12 protein-coding genes are annotated in these 17,064 nt (G+C 64.9%); 7 read left to right on the top strand and 5 right to left on the bottom strand.

Features of this window, described 5'->3' with window-relative positions; translation table 11 throughout:
- Positions 1-661 precede the first annotated feature (661 nt).
- Positions 662-1,303: a MarR family winged helix-turn-helix transcriptional regulator gene (locus A985_RS0113155; RefSeq protein WP_051060175.1), complete on the top strand. Its 642-nt coding sequence runs from the start codon at positions 662-664 to the stop codon at positions 1,301-1,303.
- A 161-nt stretch (positions 1,304-1,464) separates the two neighbouring features.
- Positions 1,465-1,917 (top strand): SET domain-containing protein, encoded by a 453-nt coding sequence (locus A985_RS0113150; RefSeq protein WP_017233866.1) that lies wholly within the window; start codon positions 1,465-1,467, stop codon positions 1,915-1,917.
- Between the two features lie 43 nt (positions 1,918-1,960).
- On the opposite strand, the gene A985_RS0113145 is transcribed toward A985_RS0113150, so the two are convergent.
- Both A985_RS0113145 and phhA read right to left on the bottom strand, forming a co-directional pair.
- Positions 1,961-2,266, bottom strand: coding sequence for a 4a-hydroxytetrahydrobiopterin dehydratase (locus A985_RS0113145; RefSeq protein WP_017233865.1), 306 nt, complete (start codon positions 2,264-2,266; stop codon positions 1,961-1,963).
- A gap of 289 nt (positions 2,267-2,555) precedes the next feature.
- Complete coding sequence (gene phhA / locus A985_RS25425) at positions 2,556-3,401, bottom strand: phenylalanine 4-monooxygenase (RefSeq protein WP_051060174.1); 846 nt, start codon at positions 3,399-3,401, stop codon at positions 2,556-2,558.
- Between the two features lie 141 nt (positions 3,402-3,542).
- Between phhA and A985_RS0113135 the strand changes: the two genes are divergently transcribed.
- Positions 3,543-4,034: an Lrp/AsnC family transcriptional regulator gene (locus A985_RS0113135; RefSeq protein ID WP_017233863.1), complete on the top strand. Its 492-nt coding sequence runs from the start codon at positions 3,543-3,545 to the stop codon at positions 4,032-4,034.
- 149 nt (positions 4,035-4,183) lie between these two features.
- Here the strand turns inward: A985_RS0113135 and A985_RS0113130 are convergent, their stop codons facing one another.
- The gene (locus tag A985_RS0113130; protein WP_017233862.1) at positions 4,184-4,699 is read right to left on the bottom strand and encodes an FUSC family protein; all 516 of its coding nucleotides are present in this window, start codon (positions 4,697-4,699) and stop codon (positions 4,184-4,186) included.
- A gap of 196 nt (positions 4,700-4,895) precedes the next feature.
- On the opposite strand from A985_RS0113130, the gene A985_RS0113125 reads away from it, so the two are divergent.
- From A985_RS0113125 to A985_RS0113110, 4 genes are all read left to right on the top strand, one after another.
- The gene (locus tag A985_RS0113125) at positions 4,896-10,928 is read left to right on the top strand and encodes an alpha-2-macroglobulin (protein WP_017233861.1); all 6,033 of its coding nucleotides are present in this window, start codon (positions 4,896-4,898) and stop codon (positions 10,926-10,928) included.
- A gap of 22 nt (positions 10,929-10,950) precedes the next feature.
- Entirely contained in the window at positions 10,951-11,676 is a 726-nt protein-coding gene (locus A985_RS25420; protein ID WP_017233860.1) for a lysoplasmalogenase, read from the top strand.
- On the top strand, positions 11,660-13,936 hold the full coding sequence (pbpC, locus tag A985_RS0113115) for a penicillin-binding protein 1C (protein WP_017233859.1): 2,277 nt from the start codon (positions 11,660-11,662) through the stop codon (positions 13,934-13,936). Before A985_RS25420 ends, pbpC begins: the two co-directional genes overlap by 17 nt.
- A 160-nt stretch (positions 13,937-14,096) precedes the next feature.
- Positions 14,097-15,068 (top strand): delta(1)-pyrroline-2-carboxylate reductase family protein, encoded by a 972-nt coding sequence (locus tag A985_RS0113110; RefSeq protein WP_017233858.1) that lies wholly within the window; start codon positions 14,097-14,099, stop codon positions 15,066-15,068.
- Between the two features lie 70 nt (positions 15,069-15,138).
- On the opposite strand, the gene A985_RS0113105 is transcribed toward A985_RS0113110, so the two are convergent.
- Positions 15,139-15,999: a heme ABC transporter ATP-binding protein gene (locus A985_RS0113105; RefSeq protein WP_017233857.1), complete on the bottom strand. Its 861-nt coding sequence runs from the start codon at positions 15,997-15,999 to the stop codon at positions 15,139-15,141.
- 37 nt (positions 16,000-16,036) lie between these two features.
- Positions 16,037-17,064 (bottom strand): iron ABC transporter permease (locus A985_RS0113100; protein ID WP_157211458.1); only part of this gene is annotated, 1,028 nt, incomplete at its 5' end.

The raw sequence follows: 17,064 nt of genomic DNA, 5'->3' as shown, positions 1-17,064 counted from the left end.
CCTCCAGTTTCCTGCGCAGCACCTCCCTCGCCGATTGGCGATTTACGGTCGCGTTTCAAATGATTCGCATGTCGTTGGACGTTTGCTACGAAACGCAGGGCATCGGGTACGCTCACGCCGCATGTCGGATGGCGCCGAAATGTCTCGAAAATCGAGTGGATTTTCACAAGATCGTTGTCCGCGATGGTGGCCCGTGGGTGGGATCGCTAAGGTCTGCGAGCCATGTCTGGCGAGGCTTTGCCGATGTGCGCGGAGATCGTGCGGGATGCGAGGCGGTTCCCAACGGCCGCTGCGGGCGACGCCTGTTCGATCTGCCGCGTAATTGGCATGGGATGCGAAATGTTTTTCCCAATTTGATCCTTCGCAAAGCGAGTGCGCAGGACACCAATATTTTGTAAACATCTTGAGTAGGATTTGGGAGATCAGTACAAGAACTGATACGCCAAAATCAAACTCAGAACACACAATGGAATCGTGGTGGGGCGGTGGGTTCAACAGCGACTTGCCGTCGCGTATCGACACGGAAGTGGCTTAGGGTTTCCCCCGGGCGGGGCGCCGACATGGATGCAAGGCAATGACGAGACGTGTGATGCACCGCCCGTAAGTTCATTTGACAAGCTGTTTTACTGACGTATAGTTTTTAGAAATCCTAACGAAAATCATGGCTACTCCGACCCCACTAGATGAAGCGCTGCCCAAGCGCGTGACAGCCGGTTTGTTGCGCATGGGAACCGCGTTACGGAGCCACGCCTGGGAGGGCGCGGCAATGGCTGGATTGACGCCGACGCAGGGCGAGATTCTGACGCTCTTGCTCTCGCGTGGCGTGCCGATGCGATTGGGCGAGATTGCGGAGGATGCCGCACTCACATCGGCCACGGTCAGCGAGGCCGTAAGCACGTTGGAAAACAAGGGTCTGGTCGAGAAGCGTCGCGATGCGAACGACGGTCGTGCCCTGGCGCTGCGTCTGACCGCGCGCGGCAAGACGGCAGCCAAAAAGGCGTCGCAATGGCCGAACTTCCTGACCACGGCGTCGGAATCGCTGGGCGAGAAGGAATGTGCCCAACTCTACCGAACGCTCGTCAAGCTGATCTTCACGATGCAGGAGCGGGGCGACGTACCACCGCAACGCATGTGCCTGACGTGCAGCCACTTCGAAGTCTCGGCGCGCGGCAAAGGCCAATACCACTGCGATCACTTCAATGTGACGTACGACGATTCGCGCCTGCCGCTGGACTGCAACGCGCATGAGGACGCCGACATCGCCATGCAGCGCAAAGTCTGGAAGCTGTATAGCAAAACCTGAGCGGCTGACCGGCATTCGTCACGCGCAGGCGGCGCGAGCCAGGGGGAGAACGTCATTCGGTACCGGGTGACGTTTTTTTTCGTCGACGCTTGTCACGCACATGAGTGTCGCCTGCCTGTACACTGCGCTTTTTTGCATCCACGAAACCTCATCGCACAGAGATGGCAGCCAAGCGCAGAATCGAAGTCAGGAAGTCCGGCGTCCACGGTAAGGGGGTGTACGCGCTCAAGCGTCTCAAGAAAGGGGATCGCGTGATCGAGTACAAGGGCGAGATCATTTCGTGGCGTGAGGCCTTGCGCCGCCATCCTCACGATCCGGCCCACCCGACGCACACCTTCTACTTCAGTCTGGAAGACGGACGATGCATCGACGGCAAGGTCGACGGCAACAACGCCCGCTGGATCAACCACGCCTGCTCACCCAACTGCGAAGCGCGTGAAGAGGGCGAACATGTCTATATCTATGCCGTGCGCGACATCGAGCCTGGCGAAGAGTTGTTTTACGACTACGGTCTGGTGATCGACGCGCGCTACACGGCAAAACTGAAACGCGAATACGCTTGCCACTGCGGTACCAAGGCGTGCCGTGGCACGCTGCTCGCACCGAAGCGCTGAACGCGTCGGGCGTTACCCGCGGCAGCAAGCGCGCAGCGGCAGGTCAGTTGGAGGCGCGATCGCCTGCGAACTGGTCGATGGCCACGGCCAGATCGACATCGCGTTGGGTCAGGCCGTCGGCGTCGTGCGTCGAGAGGGTGATGTCTACCCGGTTATAGACGTTGAACCACTCTGGATGGTGGTTCATCTTCTCGGCCTTGAGCGCGACCTGCGCCATGAAGCCGAAGGCCTCATTGAAGTCGTGGAATGTGAAGCTGCGCTGGATGGCGTCGCGTCCGACCACCTGGTGCCACTCTGGCAGCACTTCGGTCAGGCTGGCGCGTGCCTCGGAGGAGAGTCGTGTTGTCATGGCATTCCTTTCAAAGCGTTCAGTGCAAATCGGGCCAACGGGCATGCACCGACGTCGGCATGGCGTCAGTGATGGCTGCGTACGGTTGTCAGGAGGGTTGTCGGCTGGGCCGCACGCAGCGCCCACGAAGCGGCAGGGTTGCCGGTTCATGCGACCTATTGTTTCACAGGCGAGCTGGGCGTGTGCGTGAGCCCTGTCCTATAACGCGAAGGGTCGGGACATAAGACCGGGCGCCAGGAGGCGTCGAGCGACAGGCCGCGGCGCGACCCGGGGCCTGCCAGACCGTGCATCATGCCGGCAACAGGATAGGTGTGTCGTCGGTATGGCGGGCGTTGGCCTCGAATGCCGGCTGCTCGGCAAACGTTTTGAACAGCGTGGGCAGGTCGGCACGCATGGCGTCGAACAGTTGGGCGAAGTCGTCGATCACGAAGTACGTCTGCTGGAATGTGTCGATGCGGTATTGCGTGCGCAGTACCCGCTCGAGCGAAAATCCGAGCCGATTCGGCGCGCGCGAGGTCAGCGAGAAGTCGGTTTCGCCGCGGCTCGAGACAATTCCGGCGCCATAGATGCGCAGGCCGTCGCCGTCGCGCATCAGGCCGAATTCGACGGTGTACCAGTACAGACGGGCGAGCAACGGGAGTGCCCCCAGCGATTGCGCGACCTTGCCGGCTTTGCCGTAGGCTTGCATGAAATCGGCGAACACCGGATTGGCGAGCAGCGGCACGTGACCGAAGACGTCGTGAAAGCAGTCGGGCTCTTGCAGGTAGTCGAGCTGGTCGGGACGGCGCATCCACCACGTCGCCGGGAAGCGGCGGTTTGCGAGATGCTCGAAAAAGACATCGTCCGGCACGAGTCCGGGTACGGCAACGACCTGCCAGCCGGTCGCCGCCATCAGTTTTTCGTTCAGGTGTTCGAACTCCGGCACGCGACGCGCGTCCATGTCGAGGGCGCGAATGCCGTCCATGAACGCATCGCAGACCCGGCCCGGCAGCATCGCCGTTTGACGTTCGTAGAGTTGCTGCCACACCGCGTGATCGACCGCGCCGTATTGATCGACGGGTTGTTCAATGGTGAAGTCGGGCCGGGTCGTGAGACCGGCATCGAATTGCTCTCGGAGCATGGCAGTAAGGGACATGATGCGAACGACTCAATCAGGCAGTGACAGTGATTGAAAGTGTAGTGCGCATGGCATGCGAAATGGGCGCATAATGCGCCTGTGGTGAAAGTCGTTTGCATAAATTTCGCATAAAAATGTGAATTATTGCGGAGAATCGTCATGCTTGTTCTGGATCACTTCGATTTGGCTCTTCTGGACGCGTTGCAGAAGGAGGGGCGTGCCACGCACCATCAGTTAGCAGAGCACGTGGCGCTTTCCGCGTCGCAGATAGGCCGCCGCCTGCAGCGGCTCGAGGCTGAAGGCGTTATCGAGGGATATCGTGTGGTGCTGCGACCCGAAGCGTTGGGTCTGGCCGTGACGGCATTCACGACGTTGCGTCTGCAACATCATGGCGATCAGGTCATCGAACGTTTTCAGGCGGAAATCGATCTGTTGCCCGAAGTGCTCGAGTGTCACGCGGTGGTTGGCGAGGCGGATTACCTGCTGCGCATCGTGGTGCCGGATCTGAATGCCCTGTCGGCCTTCGTCATGAAGCGGCTGATGCAGGTGCCGGGCGTGGAGAACGTGCGCTCGAACATCGTGCTCAGCGCTTTCAAGCGCAGCAATGCGCTGCCGCTGCACTATCTGGCGAACCGACAATCGTCTCGCTGAGCGGGCGCGGCGCCACGCCGCCTCGCATCGCTATTTTCCCGCCCTTTGCCGGATGTCCCGGCATGTCCCTGCGCGCTTGGGGCAGGCGTTCGCTTGTCCGATCGATGGATCGGACGGCAAGCCGTTTGCGCGGCCTTATGTTCGACGGCTCAGTCAGTGGGCATCAACCAGGGCTTCACGTAGCGCCCATAGATTAGCGACTGAATGAGCGCGACAGTGGAGCCGATCAGCACTTCGATCACGCGCAACATGGCGAGGCTGAGCTCCTGATGCAGCCCTTGCCCCTGTCCGCTCAACGCTGCCGACATCAGAATGACCACGGTGGCCGGGCCCAGACGCCAATTGGCCGGATAGTTCTGCACCAGCATTGCAGCCAGCGTGGCCAGCGTGATGCCCACAAGCATGGCCGCCAGCCCGGGCCCGAAGACGAGTAAGACGATGCAAGCGATGACGGCCCCGGTGATCGTGTTGATCGAGCGCGCCTTGAAGTTGCTGCGCGCCTGCATCGGGTCCGGTTCGGTCACGATGATGAGCGAGATCATTGCCCAATAAGGCTCTGGAAAGCCTGCCGCCCGCAGGCCGAACCAGACGATCAGCGAGCCGCTAAGAATCTTCACCAGATAGACCAGTGCGTTCTTCTTGGGGTGGAGAATGGCTAGAGACATGACGCGCCCACGTTGCGAACATGGAAAGGTGCCAGTGTGACATAGGCGAATCCTGGAACCCAACCCAGAAGATTCCGCCTCGGTCGAGCGGCCGATCCGAAATGCGGTTTCCCGATGTGCATGGGAAGGGAAACGGTTCGAAATGCCAACGACTGCGGGGTAGAATCGCCTGACCAGAACTCGGGAGGAGACCGGCATGCAAAGCCGAACGCAACGCGTCTGGCCGGCCGCGCCGTGGGTGTGGGCGGTGCTGTGTCTTGGTGGGTTCGCCGCGTCGCCCGTGCAGGCGGCGCGCGTCACGAGCGTCAGTCCGCAAGGCGAGGTCGCGAGTGTGGACCAGGTCGTCGTGAAGTTCGACGAAGCCATGGTGCCGGCGGGCGATCCGCGCGCGCAGGCGCCAGCCGCCGTGAAGTGCACCGACACGTCGCTCGCAGGCGAGGGCCATTGGCTCGAACCGAAGATCTGGGTCTACGATTTCAAGTCGTCGCTGCCGCCGGGTGCGAAATGCTCGGTGGAGCTGCGCGGCGGGTTGTCCGCCGTCTCGGGCGCCGCGCTGTCGGGCACCACGCGTTACGCGTTCAACACGGGCGGCCCGGCCGTCACGTCCATCCGTCCGTCGTACGGTCCCATCGACGAAAACCAGATCTTCATCCTTACGCTCAATGGCGCGGCGCAGCCCGCCAGTGTGATTCAACACGCCTGGTGCGAGACGGAAGGGGTTGGGGAACGCATCGGCGTGAAGGGAATCGAGGGCGGCACGCGTTCGGCGTTGCTCAAGCGTTTCAGTCTGGAGAAGCAGGCAGCGCGTGTCGTCATGCTGCAATGCAACCGAACGCTTGCGGCGGGCGCCAAGATGCATCTGGTGTGGGGCGCGGGTATCACCACGCCATCGGGCGTGCCAACGAAGCAGGCGCGACGTTTTGAATACGACGTGCGTGAACCGTTCACGGCCAGTTTCAGTTGCGAGCGCGAGAATGCGAACGCGCCCTGCACGCCGTTGCGACCACTGCGTCTGACGTTCAACTCGCCCGTTGCGCGCGACATGGCGGCCAAGATTCGTCTGCATGGCGCGGGTGCCGAACGGTCGCCGACGTTCAGCGATTCGGATCGCACGTCCAGTGTGAGCGATGTCACGTTCAACGCGCCGTTCCCCGAGAAGGCCGAGCTGACGATCTCGCTGCCGAAAGGATTTACGGACGACAGTGGCCGAGCGCTCGACAACGCCGGCGAATTCCCGTTGAAGACGAAGACAGCGACGATGCCGCCGCTGGCCAAGTTCGCGGCCGCGCCGTTCGGCATTGTGGAGCGCTTTGCCGAGCCCGGCATGCCGCCGATGCTGCCGGTCACGCTGCGCAAGGTCGAGCCTGCGCTGCAGATCAACGGGCTGGGGGTGGCTGGCGAGGCCGCGAAGACCGGAGGGGGCGGCGAGAGCGGGCGCACCCTGCAACTGCGGGTCGACGACGACGCCGAGGTCATGAACTGGATGTCGCGCGTGCGCCGATTCGACGAAACGACGATGACCCGCAAGCAGATTGCGCAGGCGATGCCGTCGATTCTTACGGCCCCAGCGGCCAATGTGGCGTTCGGGCCGAATGCCGCGGTGATCGTCGAGGACAAGATCACGCGTTATGACACGCGCAGCCTGTCGTTGCTGTCCGGATGGCCTGGCGTCCAGGCGTTGACCCTGCCCGTGCCCAAGGAGAAAGATCCGCGCCCGTTCGAAGTGGTCGGCATTCCATTCCAGAAGCCCGGCTTTTATGTCGTGGAGTTGGCCTCGCCATCGCTCGGGGCGGCCCTGTTGGGCAAGTCGTTGCCGATGTACGTACGCACGACGGTGCTCGTCACCAATCTTGGGGTGCATTTCAAGATGGGCCGCGAGAATGCCATTGCGTGGGTGACGACGCTGGACAAAGGCCAGCCGGTGGCCAATGCGAAGGTGCGAGTGCTCGATTGCGATGGCAGCGAAGTGGCGAGCGCCGTGACCGACAAGACGGGCGTGGCGAAGATCGACAAGTCGCTCGAGCGATACCGGTACTGCGAGAAGACGATGCGCTCGGGGTACTTCGTGGTCGCCCGCACGCAGGGTAACGATCCCGACATGGCGTTCGTGTCTTCCGACTGGGATCGCGGCATCGAGCCCTGGCGGTTTCATGTGCCGACCGACGGTGGCAGCAGTCCCACCGTGCGCGCGCAAACGGTATTCGACCGCGTGCTGTTCCGCGTTGGCGAAACGGTGTCGATGAAGCACTTCATCCGTCAGGAAACGATGCAGGGGCTGGTGTTGCCCGCGAGTCTGCCGTCGCAATTGACGATCACCCATGAGGGTTCCGGACAAACCTACACGCAGCCCATCAAGTGGCGCAATGGACGGCTCGCCGAAAACACTTTCCAGATTCCGCAGGGCGCGAAGCTTGGCGAGTACGCGGTGACGCTCGACTACACGGAGGCGGATTCGCGTCCGAAGTCGTATCCATCATCGCTCGACGCGGGGCATTTCCGCGTGGAGGCTTTCCGTCTGCCGGTGCTGGCCGGATCGATTGGTGTGCGCGATGCCGCGAAGTCACCGCTCATCAACAAGACCGAAGCCCCGGTAAATGTGCAGGTGAACTACGTGGCGGGTGGCCCGGCGGGCAACTTGCCGGTGCGCGTCTCGGCGTTGTTGCGCGTGCGAGACATGACCTTCGACGGGTATGACGATTTCAGCTTCACGCCGTACCGTCCGCCGTCGGCGCAGTCGGAGGCCGATGACGGGGATCAGGGCAATGACGAGAGTGCGGGAGCGAGTGATCAGAAGCTGGTCGCCGACAAGCAACGGCTTGTGCTCGACAGAAACGGTGCAGGTAATCTGACGCTCAAGGACTTGCCCAAGGTCGACCGTCCAAGCGATCTCGTGCTCGAGGCGAGCTTCGCGGATCCGAACGGCGAAATTCAGACGCTTCGGGGCAATGCCACGTTGTGGCCCGCGAATCTCATCACAGGCGTGCGCAGCGAGAGCTGGGTGTCGGTGACCCACAAGCTTCCGGTGAAGGCGCTCGCGCTTGATTTGCAGGGCAAGCCGAAGGCCGGGGTGGCGATGGACGTGCGCGCCGAGGCGCGGATGACCACCAGCAGTCGCAAGCGCATGGTGGGGGGGTTCTATGCGTACGACAACCACACCGAGGTCAAGGATCTCGGCACGGTGTGCAGCGGCAAGACGGACGAGCGCGGTTTGCTGGCGTGCGACGTTTCGCTCTCGCAGCCGGGCGAAATTACGCTCGTGGCACAGGCCAAGGACGACAAGGGCAATCTGAGTACGTCGACAACGAGCGTGTGGGTGACGGGACGCGGCGAGGTCTGGTTCGGCGGTGACAATACCGACCGGATGGATGTGCTACCGGAGCGCCGGGCTTACGAGCCGGGCGAGACGGCCAAGCTTCAGGTGCGCATGCCGTTCCGCTCGGCAACGGCGCTCGTCGCGATCGAGCGCGAAGGCGTGATCCAGACGCGCACGATGGAGATCTCCGGCAAGGACCCCAGCATTTCGCTCAAGGTCGAACCCACCTGGGGCCCCAACGTTTACGTGTCGGTGCTCGCGGTGCGGGGTCGAATCCATGAAGTGCCCTGGTACTCGTTCTTCCAATGGGGCTGGAAGCAGCCGCTGGAATGGTTCCGGGCGTTTTGGTACGAGGGCCGGGAGTATCAGGCCCCGACGGGGCTGGTGGATCTGGGCAAACCGGCCTATCGCTTCGGCTTGACCGAGTTGCGTGTGGGCACGGCGGGGCAGCGTCTTGGCGTGGAAGTAAAGCCGGACGCGGCGACGTACCCGGTGCGCGGTCATGCCAAGGTGCGCATCAAAGTCACGCAGCCGGACGGCAAGCCGGTCGTGGCCGGCACCGAGGTTGCCGTTGCGGCCGTCGACGAGGCGCTGCTGGAGCTGGCGCCGAATACCAGCTGGAATCTGCTCGATGCCATGTGGCAGCGTCGCAGCTACGGCGTGACGACGGCCACCGCGCAGATGGAGATCATCGGACGCCGCCACTACGGTCGCAAGGCCGTACCGGCGGGCGGCGGCGGCGGCAAGAGTCCGACGCGCGAGCTGTTCGACACGCTGCTGCTCTGGCAACCGCGCGTCGTGCTCGACGACAAGGGCGAGGCGAGTGTGGACGTGCCGCTGGGCGACGCGCTGTCCAGTTTCCGCATCGTGGCCGTGGCCGATGATGGCAGGCCCGGTGCGCAGGCGCTTGGCTGGTTCGGCACCGGGACCGCGACCATTCGCACCACGCAGGACCTGCAATTGATCTCGGGTTTGCCGCCGCTGGTGCGCGAGGGCGACATGTATCGTGCCCAATTCACCGTGCGCAATACCACGCAACATGCGATGCAGGTGCAGTTGACCGCACGCGCCACGCAACTGACCCTGGCACCGCAACGGGTTGACGTGCCGGCCGGCGAATCGCGTGAAGTGACGTGGGACGTGACGGCGCCTGCCGGACTGGCGGACACGCGTGCCCAACGCGTGTTGTGGGAAGTCAGCGCACAGGCACCGGCGACGGGCACGGCGCCCGCCGCGAGCGATGCCATCAAGGTCGGGCAGGACATTCAGCCGTCGTTGCCTGCGAGCGTCCAGCAGTCGGTGCTCACGCAGGTGGAAGGCAGTCTGACGCTGCCCATGGCACCGCCAGCGGGCGCGGTGGCAGACAGCACCGGAAAGTTGCGCGGCGGGGTTCGCATCAGCCTGCAACCGCGTCTGTCGCAGGGATTGCCGGGAGTGAAGCGCTGGTTCGAGGTCTATCCGTACGGTTGCCTGGAGCAACTGGCGTCGAAGGCGATCGGCATGCGCGACACTGCGCAGTGGAAACGGGTGATGGGCACGCTGCCGTCGTATCTCGACGACGACGGGCTGGCGAGCTACTTCCCGCCGCAAGAGGGTTTTGCGAATCAGGGCAGCGATACGCTCACTGCCTATCTGCTGGCCGTAAGCAGCGAAGCGAAGGCGCTCGACCCAGGCTATGCGTTGCCGGACGACGCGCTGGCACGCATGGAGGACGGACTGACGGCGTTCGTCGAAGGGCGTCTCACGCGCCGCTTCTGGGCCCCGCGTGACGACCTGACGTTGCGCAAGCTGAGCGCCATCGAAGCGTTGTCCCGGTACGGTCGGGCAAGCGCACGCATGCTGAGTTCGCTCACCCTCGCGCCGAACGACTGGCCGACGTCTGCGGTCATCGACTGGTACGCGATCCTGCAGCGCCTGCCCGACGCGCCACAGCGTGCCGAGCGCATGGCGCAGGCCGAACAGATCCTGCGGGCGCGTCTGTCGTATCAGGGAACACGTGTGGGCTTCTCCACGCAGGCAAGCGACGGGCTCTGGTGGCTGATGGTCGGCCCCGAGACCAACGCGGCGCGGCTGGCGTTGCTGATGAACGCGAATCCGGCATGGAAGGACGAGATGCCGCGTCTCGTGATCGGCCTGCTGGGACTGCAGTCGCGCGGGGCCTGGTCGACGACCACGGCGAACGTCTGGGGCGGTTTGGCCGTGGATCGATTCTCGGCGCGATTCGAGCGCGACACGCCGACGGGACACACGGCCATTCAGTGGCAGCGCGACAACCAGACGAGCGGCAGCGTGCAAACCGTCGACTGGGACAAGCTCAAGGCAGGCACCGTGCCGCCGGCCGTCTCGTTGCCATGGTTGAGCAACGCGGCAGCCGGAAAGGACAGCGCGCGCGATGTGCTGCGCCTGGATCAGACGGGCGCCGGCAAGCCTTGGGCAACGATCCAGAGCCTGGCCGCCGTTCCGCTCAAGGCGCCGTTCTCCGCCGGCTATCGCGTGACGCGCAGTGTTCAAGTGCAGGACGTCGCCGATCGTTCGGGAGATCGCTTCGTGCGTGGTGCGGTATTGCGCGTGCGTCTGGATATCGACGCGCAGGCCGACATGCGCTGGGTCGTGGTGAGCGATCCGCTGCCTGGCGGGGCGACAGTGCTGGGTGGCGGGCTTGGACGCGATTCGGTCATCGCCACGCAAGGCGAGAAGAGCGAAGGCGCCACGCCCGCTTTCGAGGAGCGCGCGCAGGACACCTATCGTGCCTACTACGATTACCTGCCGAAGGGGCAGCATCGGATCGAGTACACGGTGCGTCTGAACAACGTCGGCACGTTCGCGACACCGCCAACGCGGGTCGAGGCGATGTACGAACCGGCGATGTACGGCGAGACGCCTAACGCGCCGGTGCAAGTGGTGCCGGCGAAGTAATGACGAATGGGGGCGCACTGTCATGACGTCGAACTTCTTTGACCCGGCGGCGGCGCTGCCACGAGAGGCGCGCCGCTTCTGGTGGCTGGCCGCGATTGCGGGCGCCGCCTATGCGTTGGCGTTGCGCGGCGCACCTTATGCCGACCAGGGCATTGCAAAGGTGCTGTTGTGTGCATTGTTGTTGTTCGCGGCGCTTTACCACCGGGTGCCGCGCGAGCGGGTGTGGCTTTGCGCGGCGCTGATCCTGTCGGGCGCGGGTGACGTGCTGCTCGCCTCGCCGACCTTGGCGCAAGGTTTCATTCTGGGCCTTGGCGCATTCCTGCTGGCCCATCTCGCGTATTTCGTGTTGTTCTGGCGCTTGCGGCGCCCTTGGGCGAAGGTGCCCGGTTGGCATCGCGTCGCCATCGTGCTGGTGTGGGCGGCGGCGGCGCTGGCGTACGCGATGTACTGGCCGGGAATGGGGGAACTCAAGGCACCAGTGGCGTGCTACGTGATCGTGCTGGCGATGATGGCCTCGGCGGCGCTGCTGGCCGACCTGCCGAGCGAATGGGCCGCCGTCGGCGCGCTGCTTTTCACGGTCTCGGACGCGCTCATCGGCACCACGCGCTTCGTGGGCCCCATCATGGCGCAGGAGTACGCCATCTGGATTCTTTACGCACTCGCGCAACTGATGCTCGCGGCCGGCATCCTGGCAGTGCGTCCCGCGGATTTGTCGCAACCGGGTGAGACGCATGTGCGCCGTGATTGAACATCGGGGCTGGGGCGTTGGCCGTCAGGTCGTGTTGAGCGTTGCGCTGATGCTCGGGGCATTTCTGTCCCCGGCACCCGCGCGCGCCGTCCCGTCGTTTGACGAGGTGCATCGTGACTGGCGCGCGTCGGACTGGATCCTGCTGGATCGTCGCGGCGAACCCTTGCAGCGCCTGCGGGCCGACATGCAGGCGCAACGCGGCGACTGGGTAACGCTCGCCGATGTCTCGCCCGCTTTTCGCGAGGCGTTGATCGTTTCCGAGGACAAGCGCTTTTACGAGCACAGTGGCGTCGATTGGCGCGGCGTGGCCGCCGCCGCGTGGGGCAACCTCTGGCACACGCGCACGCGCGGCGCCTCCACGCTGACGATGCAGTTGGCGGGGCTGCTCGACGACGATCTGCGACCGAGTACCCGCAATCGATCCGTTTCGCAGAAGATCGGTCAGGCGGCAACGGCGTTGTGGCTGGAGCAGCGCTGGCGTAAGGATCAGATTCTCGAGGCCTATCTGAACCTCGTGCCGTTTCGGGGCGAGCTCGTCGGCATCTCGGCCGTCTCGCAAACGCTGTTCGGCAAGTTCCCCAGCGGACTCGACGCGCGCGAATCGGCGTTGGCCGTTGCGCTGCTGCGCGCGCCGAACGCGCCCGCCGCGCGCGTGGCGCAGCGCGCCTGCGGCATTCTGCGTGACATGAGGCAGGCGTCTGACTGCAACGGCCTCGATGGCTACGCGCAACTCGTGTTTTCGCGACCGGCAAGCGTCATGACGACGCGCGATGCCGTTGGCCTTGCACCGCATTTCGCGCGTCGAGTGTTCAGCGCGAGTCGTCCGCCCGCGGGCACGCGAATTGTCAGCACGCTGGACGCAAATCTCCAGCGCATGGCGGTGACCACCTTGCAGCAGACGCTGGGCGAGCTGGGCACGCCGGGACGTTCGCGCAACGTGCAGGACGGGGCCATTGTCGTCATCGATAACGCAAGCGGCGACATTCTCGCGTGGGTTGGTTCCTCCGGGCCATTGTCGTCGGCGGCGCAGGTCGATGGCGTCACGTCGCTGCGACAGGCCGGCTCGACACTCAAGCCATTTCTCTACGCCCAGGCGATTGCGGAGCATCGCCTGACGGCAGCGTCGCTCCTCGACGATTCTCCCATCGATCTGCCCACGGGGGGCGGCCTGTACATTCCGCAGAACTACGATCATCACTTCAAGGGCTGGATCAGCGCGCGTACGGCGCTGGCCTCGTCGCTGAACGTGCCGGCCGTGCGCACGCTCGTGATGGTCACACCGCGCAGGTTCGCCCAGACGCTCGTGTCACTCGGCTTGCCGCTCACGCAAAGCGGCGACTTCTACGGCTACAGTCTCGCGCTTGGCAGCGCCGACGTGACACTGCTCACGCTCGCGAATGCCTATCGCGCGCTCGCCAACGGAGGCACCGCCAGCGGCGTGAACGAGCGCATGCCGGCGTCGGTACGCCCGCGCGCGGGTGACGTCACGAAAGCGCGCGCGAGGGAGGTGATGCCCACGACCGTCTTTTCGCCGCAGGTGAGTTTCATCGTCTCTGACATGATCGCCGACCGGCAGGCGCGCACCCGCACGTTCGGGCTCGACAGCCCGCTCTCGACGCGCTACTGGACCGCCGTGAAGACGGGCACCAGCAAGGACATGCGCGACAACTGGGCCGTCGGGTACTCGCGACACTATACGGTCGGGGTGTGGGTGGGCAATGCCGACGGTGCGCCGATGTGGGACGTCTCCGGGGTGTCGGGAGCCGCACCGATCTGGCATCGCCTCATGGACTATCTGCATCGACGCACGGCGAGCCTGCCGCCCACGCCGCCGCCCGGACTTGAGCATGTTGCGGTGCAGTACGCCGAGCGCGTTGAACCTGCACGCGACGAGTGGTTCCTTCGCGGAACGTCGCAGCGCACAATCGTGCTTTCCTCGCTCGCGACCAAAGCGCCCGGCGGACCGCTCTGGCGAATTGCCGGGCCGCCCGACGGCACGATCGTGGCGCTCGACCCGGATATTCCGCCGGCGAACCAGCGTCTGTGGTTCCAGGTGGCGGCCGCCTGGCCGAAGGGGGCGGCATGGCGGCTCGACGGCAAGCCGCTTGCGGGCCGTGCGCGTGTGGGGTGGCTGCCGTGGCCGGGGCGTCACACGCTCGAACTCGTCGATGCTGCCGGAGCAATGCGTGACCGCGTGCACTTCGAAGTGCGCGGTGCGACGCTCGACGATGGCAAGCGCATGCGCAATGCGAGTCGCTGAGCGCATGTGCGCTGCATCGCGAATAATTTTTGATGCGGCAGACGCGTTCACGCGATGCAGGCTACACTCGAATCAGACCTGCCAATGCGTGACGCAATGTGACGGCGACGAGCGCGCCGCCGCCCGACAATGACGCACGCCCCGGAGCGGAGACATATCGATGATCACGCTGGATGCGCGTCAAACCGCACAGTTGTTGCCGTACCCTCAGTTGGCCGACGGCATCGAGGCCATGCTCATGGAGATGCGCGCGGGCACCGCGCGCGCGCCCGCGCGTCTGCATTTCGCGTTGACCGAACCGGAACGCGGCCGCCGTGGCGGTGTGCTGCTGGTGATGCCCGCCGCCAATCGCGATGTCGCGATGACCAAGCACATCACCGTGCATCCGGAGAATTGCCGTGCGGGAAAGCCTTCCATCATCGGTGAGGTGATGGTGTTCGATCCGCATACCGGAGAGCGATTAATGTTGCTCGACGGGCCCACCATCACCGGTCGACGCACGGCCGCCGTGACGCTGTTCGCCGCCCGCAAGTTCGCGCCGCGCCCCAAGGGACCGGTGTTGATCGTCGGAGCGGGCGTGCAGGCGAGGGCGCACCTGGAAGCGTTTGCCGCAGGCATGGGCACGCGGCACTTCATGATCTTTTCACGCAGCGCGGAGCGCGCCCACGCGCTCGCGGAACATGCCGCTACGCTTGGTGTGGAAGCGACCGTGGTCGACGCGGTGGAGCCTGTGCTGAACACCGTGAGCATCGTGATTGCCGCGACCACCAGCAGCGAGCCTGTGCTGCCCGATAGCGACGTGCTGCGCTGGCGCGACGACATCTTCGTCGCGGGCGTCGGTGCGTTCCGTCCGGACATGCGCGAGTTGCCGCCGCAGCTGTGTCGCGACGCCGCCGTGCGCGGCACGCTCGTCGTCGATACCTGGGAGGTCAAGCACGAAGCCGGCGATCTGCTGCATGCGGCCATCGACTGGGGACGTGCCGCACCGTTGCTCGACGCCATCATCACCCCTGATCGCTTCCGTTCGAGCGGGCCGGTGATTTTCAAGAGCGTGGGCTACGCCCTGTGGGATCTCGCCGCCGTCTTGTGCGCACGCGCGAATCTCGCAAAGGACGGCGTGCCCGCTGCCTGAGCGGTCTGACGCCGTTGGGATGAACGGGGTTGGGCCCAGGTCGCGCCGACGCGTGAACCGCGTGGCGTGTTCACGCGGGCAATGCGAAGGGCACGCCTGCGGATGCGGCTTTGAGCCTTGGATAGCCGGGCAATGTCTCAGGCGTCATCACGTGCACCGGCAAGCCGAGCGTTGCCTCGATGAGGTCGGCGCGCATCACGTCGCGAGGTATCCCTTCTGCAAGAATGCGTCCGTTGGCAAGCAACGCCATACGGTCCGCGTGACGCGCCGCGAGGTTGACGTCGTGCACGATGGCCATCGCACCGAATCCCCACGTTGCGGCAAGTTCGCGCGTGAGCGAGAGCAGGTGATGCTGATGCGCCAGGTCGAGCGCCGCCGTCGGTTCGTCCAGCAGCAGATAGCGCGGCACCGACGGGGCCGAAGCCTCGTCGTCGGGCCATAGCTGCGCAAGGACTCGTGCAAACTGCACTCGCGCCCATTCCCCGCCAGACAAGGTCATCACGTCACGCTGCCGTAGCGGCAGCGCCCCCGCGCGTTCCAGCGCGAGCGTCGCGATTTCCGTATCGCTCGCGACGGTCTTGCCGGAGGCGTCCCGTCTGTGCGATTTCGGGTAGGGCAGACGCCCCATCGCCACGATATCAAGCGCACTGAACGGAAACGCCAACTGCGCCGTTTGCGGCAGCACGGCACGCAAGCGAGCCAACGCCGCCGGGGCGTACTGCGCGAGCGGCGCACCGTTGAGCGTGATGTCGCCGCGCATGTGCGTGCGCGTGGGCAGCGGATCGCCGGCCATCGCCTTGAGCAGCGTGCTCTTGCCCGCGCCGTTGCGGCCAAGCAGCACCAGCAGTTCGCCGGGACGGATGTCGAGCGACAGGCCGTCGAGCACGGGCGAATCGGTGTGGGCAATCGTGAGGTCGTGTGCACTGAGCATGGCGATGTCCTGTTCTATCAGACCGGATCGATGAGCGTCATAGCCCAAACTGTCCGCGGCGTCGCCACAGCAGCATCAGGAAGAACGGCGCGCCGAGCAGTGCCGTGAGAATGCCCAACGGTAACTCGGCCGGCGAAACCCAGGTGCGCGCGACCAGATCGGCAAGCAACGTCAGGATCGCACCGAAGAGCGCGGCTGCCGGGAGCACGGCGCGCGGGTCGGGCCCGACGACCAGCCGCACGATATGCGGTGCGATCAGGCCGATGAATCCGATCATGCCGCTCGACGCGACCAGCGCACCGATGCACAGCGCGCATGCCACCATCACTCGACGCTTGACCGACTGCACGGCGACGCCCAGATGCAACGCCTCCGCTTCGCCCAGCAACAAGGCGTTCAGCGAGCGGCACTGTGTGGCGAGCGCGACGATCCCCAGCGCGACCGGCCATACGATTACGCCGAGCATCGGCCATTGCGCGCCACCGAGACTGCCGAGCGTCCAGAAGGTGAGCGTGCGCAACTGCGTATCGTCGGCGAGGTAGGTGAGCAAACCGATGGCCGCCCCCGAGACGGCATTGATCGCAATGCCGGCGAGCAACAGCAACGGCAGGGCGAGGCGACCGCGTCCCGCGGCCAGACGGTAGACGAGCGTGGTGACGCCAAGCGCACCGACGAACGCCGCCACCGGCAGCATCCACAGGCCGAGCGACGCCGCGAGCGCCGCCGGAAGCAGAACACCGCCGAGGACGATCACCCCTGCCGCGCCCAACGCCGCACCGCTGGCCACGCCGATCAGTCCGGGGTCGGCGAGCGGGTTGCGGAAGAGGGCCTGCAACGCGGCGCCGGCGGCGCCGAAGCCCGCGCCGACCAGGATACCGAGCACGATGCGCGGCAGGCGAATCTGCAACATGACGTTGCGTGCCTGGTCCTGCGCGAAGTCCCCTGTGGCGCCCCGGAACAGCACAGCAATCGCTTCTCCGGGCGCGATGCGATAGGCCCCGCCGCATAGCGCAGCGAGCACCGCGACGGCGAGCAAGGCGGCCAGTGCCGTCATGACGCACCATC

The organism is Pandoraea sp. B-6, assembly GCF_000282835.1.
Taxonomy (GTDB): Bacteria; Pseudomonadota; Gammaproteobacteria; order Burkholderiales; family Burkholderiaceae; genus Pandoraea; species Pandoraea cepalis.
This window is presented reverse-complemented; position numbering and strand designations above follow the sequence as displayed.

Excerpts from the sequence above, each read along its gene's own strand:
- A985_RS0113135 (WP_017233863.1), top strand. The coding sequence starts at position 3,543 with ATGCTTGTTCTGGATCACTTCGATTTGGCTCTTCTGGACGCGTTGCAG.
- A985_RS25420 (WP_017233860.1), top strand. The coding sequence starts at position 10,951 with ATGACGTCGAACTTCTTTGACCCGGCGGCGGCGCTGCCACGAGAGGCG.
- A985_RS0113150 (WP_017233866.1), top strand. The coding sequence starts at position 1,465 with ATGGCAGCCAAGCGCAGAATCGAAGTCAGGAAGTCCGGCGTCCACGGT.
- A985_RS0113105 (WP_017233857.1), bottom strand. The coding sequence starts at position 15,999 with ATGCTCAGTGCACACGACCTCACGATTGCCCACACCGATTCGCCCGTG.
- phhA (WP_051060174.1), bottom strand. The coding sequence starts at position 3,401 with ATGTCCCTTACTGCCATGCTCCGAGAGCAATTCGATGCCGGTCTCACG.
- pbpC (WP_017233859.1), top strand. The coding sequence starts at position 11,660 with ATGTGCGCCGTGATTGAACATCGGGGCTGGGGCGTTGGCCGTCAGGTC.
- A985_RS0113125 (WP_017233861.1), top strand. The coding sequence starts at position 4,896 with ATGCAAAGCCGAACGCAACGCGTCTGGCCGGCCGCGCCGTGGGTGTGG.
- A985_RS0113130 (WP_017233862.1), bottom strand. The coding sequence starts at position 4,699 with ATGTCTCTAGCCATTCTCCACCCCAAGAAGAACGCACTGGTCTATCTG.
- A985_RS0113145 (WP_017233865.1), bottom strand. The coding sequence starts at position 2,266 with ATGACAACACGACTCTCCTCCGAGGCACGCGCCAGCCTGACCGAAGTG.
- A985_RS0113155 (WP_051060175.1), top strand. The coding sequence starts at position 662 with ATGGCTACTCCGACCCCACTAGATGAAGCGCTGCCCAAGCGCGTGACA.
- A985_RS0113110 (WP_017233858.1), top strand. The coding sequence starts at position 14,097 with ATGATCACGCTGGATGCGCGTCAAACCGCACAGTTGTTGCCGTACCCT.